This window comes from Candidatus Woesearchaeota archaeon (assembly GCA_003695435.1).
Classification (GTDB): Archaea; Nanobdellota; Nanobdellia; order Woesearchaeales; family UBA11576; genus J101.
This window is the reverse complement of the sequence record RFJL01000071.1, coordinates 1-3,856: the sequence shown is the minus strand read 5'-3', so window position 1 is coordinate 3,856 and position 3,856 is coordinate 1. Positions and strand designations below refer to the sequence as shown.

Annotated in this window: 4 protein-coding genes and 1 pseudogene; all 5 read left to right on the top strand. The window is 39.8% G+C overall.

The genetic code is table 11. The features are described from left to right. The 5 genes and pseudogenes from D6774_05050 (at position 1) to purN (ending at position 3,681) form a co-directional block, all read left to right on the top strand. A pseudogene (locus D6774_05050) lies at positions 1-76 on the top strand (CBS domain-containing protein). Positions 77-79: 3 nt separating this feature from the next. Beyond that, entirely contained in the window at positions 80-628 is a 549-nt protein-coding gene (locus D6774_05045) for a CBS domain-containing protein (protein RME77256.1), read from the top strand. Positions 629-765: 137 nt separating this feature from the next. After that, complete coding sequence (locus D6774_05040; GenBank protein RME77255.1) at positions 766-1,038, top strand: co-chaperone GroES; 273 nt, start codon at positions 766-768, stop codon at positions 1,036-1,038. A 10-nt stretch (positions 1,039-1,048) separates the two neighbouring features. Further along, the gene (gene groL, locus D6774_05035; protein ID RME77258.1) at positions 1,049-2,662 is read left to right on the top strand and encodes a chaperonin GroEL; all 1,614 of its coding nucleotides are present in this window, start codon (positions 1,049-1,051) and stop codon (positions 2,660-2,662) included. 434 nt (positions 2,663-3,096) lie between these two features. After that, entirely contained in the window at positions 3,097-3,681 is a 585-nt protein-coding gene (purN, locus tag D6774_05030) for a phosphoribosylglycinamide formyltransferase (protein ID RME77257.1), read from the top strand. The last annotated feature ends 175 nt before the right edge of the window (positions 3,682-3,856 follow it).

Genomic DNA, 3,856 nt, shown 5'->3' with positions numbered 1-3,856 from the left:
TCATATATCAAGACTGCCAGTAGTTGAAAGAGGATCTGCTGTCGGAATTGTATCCCAACACGACGTCGTTAAAAAAGCGATGTCCATGGACAAACAACTTGATATCTTCTCAATCCATGATGATCTTTCATCAGTGTACGAAGTTCCTGTAGAAGCAGTTATGACAGTAACGGTAGAAACTCTCAAACCAGAAGACACACTAGACAAAGCAATTGATAAAATGCTTTCCAACGACATTAGCGGATTGGTCATTGTCAACGATAAGGAAGAACCTGTTGGAATGCTCACCAAAAGAGACCTACTCGAACAAGTACTCCTAGAAGAAAAACACAAAGACAACGTATCCGTAATTATCTCTTCAAGGAAAGGCCTTGTTGACAAACAAGTAATCGAAGAAGAAATTAAAAAATTCATTGAAAGACATGAACGCGAAATCGGAGAGGGAACAATTCATGCATACATCGCATCAATCTCCAACAGACCACACCCTCTTCTTCAGTGCAGGTTGAGATTACTTACCTCAAAGATGCGCGTGCGGGCAACAGGAGAATCCCGATCAGAATTAGAAGCAGTTCAAAAAGCACTTGATACGTTAAAAGAAACATTTCGCAAGGAAAAAGGTAAGTGATGTAAACGTGATGTGGTGTGTAGTTTGAGCGCTTCGACCCGCGATTAATTTTTTTAATTCATTTCATTATCGCATCCAACAACGCAAAAACACAACCAGACAAAAAACATACAAAAAATTGCGGAGGTTGAGATCACATGAACATCAAACCAATAGGCGAACGAGTTCTCATAAAACAAGAAAAACAAGAAGAAAAAACTGCTGGAGGAATCTACATTCCCGACTCCGCTAAAGAAAATCGCAAAGAAGGAGTCGTCGTAGCAGTTGGCACCTACAAAGACGGAAAAGAACTACCCCTCAAACAAGGAGACAAAGTAATTTATGGAGGGTACAGCGCAGAAGATATAGAAATCAACGAAGAAAAATACGTCTTTGTAGACTTCAAAGATATCCTGGCAAAAATCGAATGAGGTGGTTCCAATGACAGAAACGAAACAAATCGTATTCGATGAAACTGCAAGAGCAGCACTACTTAGAGGAATTGACAAAGTAGCAAACACTGTAAAAGTAACCCTTGGACCAAAAGGTCGAAACGTAGTCCTTGATAGAACTTCTCACCCCTTAGTCACAAACGACGGAGTAACCATCGCAAAAGAAATCTCTCTTAAAGACAAGTTTGAGAACATGGGTGCAAAACTCATAAAAGAAGTCGCCTCAAAAACACAAGACAACGCAGGTGACGGAACAACCACAGCAACACTACTCACACAAATAATGGTTTCACAAGGCCTAAAAAACATTACATCAGGGGCAAACCCCATAGAAGTAAAAAAAGGAATTGAAAGAGCCACACAAGAAGTAATAAGCTACCTCAAAGAAAAAAGTGTTGATGTAAGCGACAAAGAAAAAATCAAACAAGTAGCAACAATTTCTGCAAACAACGATGAAGTCATAGGAAAACTCATTGCTGATGCTATGGAAAAAGTAGGAAACGACGGAGTAATCACCGTTGAAGATGGCAAAAGCATAGAAACAGAACTAGAAGTCGTAGAAGGAATGCAATTTGAAAGAGGATTCATCTCACCCTACATGGTAACAGACTCAGAAAAAATGATCTGTGAACAAGAAGAAGCATACGTCCTCATCACGGACAAAAAACTCAGCTCTGTAAAAGAACTCGTACCCGTACTAGAGATGACAGCAAAAGAAGGAAGACCTCTTTTCATCATCGCAGAAGATGTTGACGGGGATGCACAAGCAGCAATCATCCTTAACATCATAAGAGGAGCACTCAAAGTCTGCGCAGTAAAAGCACCAGGATTTGGAGACGAGCAAAAAGAACTCCTCGAAGACATCGCAACACTCACAGGAGCAACAGTAATCAGCGAAGAAAAAGGCATGAAACTCGAAGACTTCGACCCATCCTGGCTAGGAAGCGCAAGAAAAATCAAAACGGATAGCGAAAAAACCATTATCGTAGAAGGAAAAGGAGACAAAGAACGCATCGAGTCAAGAAAAAAACTCATTGAAAACCAAATAAAAAACACAGACTCCGAATACAAAAAAACAGAGTTGAAAAAACGACTTGCAAAACTCGGCGGAGGCGTTGCAGTCATCAAAGTAGGCGCAGCAACAGAAACAGAACTCAAAGAGAAAAAAATGAGAATTGACGATGCACTCAACGCAACAAAAGCAGCAGTAGAAGAAGGAGTCATTCCAGGAGGAGGAACAACACTTCTACGAGCAACACAACGCATCGAATCCTTAAAACTTGAAGGAGATCAAAACATCGGAGTAAGCATTGTTCGAAGAGCACTAGAAGAACCCATACGACAAATAGCGAAAAACGCAGGAAAAGAAGGAGCAGAAATTCTTGCACGACTCAAAAACGAAAGCGATGAAAACATTGGCTACAACGCGAAAAAGGATTGCTACGAAGACCTCTTCCAAGCAGGAGTAATAGACCCAACAAAAGTCGTAAGAAACGCACTCCAAAACGCAGCGTCAATCTCAGCAATGGTCCTCACAACAGAGGCACTCGTAACAGATTTCGACGCTGAAAAAGATGAAAAAACAACAGCAATCGTAATCTAAAACGAACGCCGTTAATTATTTCTTAATTTTTCATCTCTTTTTTTATTTTCATACTTTTTTATTCTCATTACACTGTCATAGTGATGCAAAGACACAGGATATACCAATTCTTGACGTAACTCTTATAAATTTTAGATGTTTTTCTTGCGTGTGATGGATGAAGAATATTGCGTAACTGAAATCAACCTAAGCGATGAAGAAATTGAGACTTGGATTGAAAGACTCAACGAAATCAAAGAGGGAAAAGAGCATCACCACTTGGAATATAAGGGTGGCGAAGTAATTGTTCATCGCAAAGAACCATTTTGACTGATTGCAACTACTTCTTCAGAGAATAATCGACAGCGCATTAAATGAAGACTTGAAACGATCAAAAGTACTCCTCGTACAAGATACCTTTATTAATCCTTAATCAACACGGTGTGTTGATGGATCTGCGTTTAGGTTTTTTAGCATCTCATAGGGGAAGTAATGTTGAAGCAATACTCAAAGAGATTGAACAAGGAAAATTAGACGCTCGTGCAAAGGTAATTATAAGCAATAATCCAAAAGCTCCCGTTTTAAATCTAGGAAAAGAGGTGAATATTCCTTGCTATTGTTTAAATAAAGAAATTACGGAAAATCCTGATGAAGCAATTCTTAACGTTCTTAGGCGTCATGATGTGAATCTGGTTGTGCTTGCAGGTTATGTGAAGAAAATAGGGATTGCAGTTCTAGATGCATATCCCAACAGAATGCTCAACATCCACCCATCACTACTTCCAAAATATGGTGGAAAAGGAATGTATGGGATGCGTGTTCACGAAGCAGTTATTCAGTCTCGCGATAGGGAAAGCGGGGCAACAGTACACATCGTAACTCAAGAATACGATGAAGGAAGAATTCTAGCACAATACAAGGTTCCAAGATATGAAAGAGATACGGTTCAAACTCTTGCAGAGCGTGTTCTAGGAATCGAACATGTTCTTTATCCTCAAACCTTAAAGGATATACAAAGAGGCATACTTAGTTTAGATTAAGCAATCTTTGAGAATTGTGACTATTCGCGGTTAAACTCCCTGAACGAAGGGAGGGTGAGCGTAAGGTCGATTTCCCCTGTCTGGTTGTTTGTAGTGAAATTAACATTTGTTGATGGAGTGGAGAACTAAGGCAGAATTAGATATTGCTCTTGTCATACGCCTTGACGACTGAAAG

Bases quoted from the DNA above. Each gene is read 5' to 3' on its own strand.
- D6774_05045 (RME77256.1), top strand. From the start codon at position 80: ATGTCCATGGACAAACAACTTGATATCTTCTCAATCCATGATGATCTT.
- D6774_05040 (RME77255.1), top strand. From the start codon at position 766: ATGAACATCAAACCAATAGGCGAACGAGTTCTCATAAAACAAGAAAAA.
- groL (RME77258.1), top strand. From the start codon at position 1,049: ATGACAGAAACGAAACAAATCGTATTCGATGAAACTGCAAGAGCAGCA.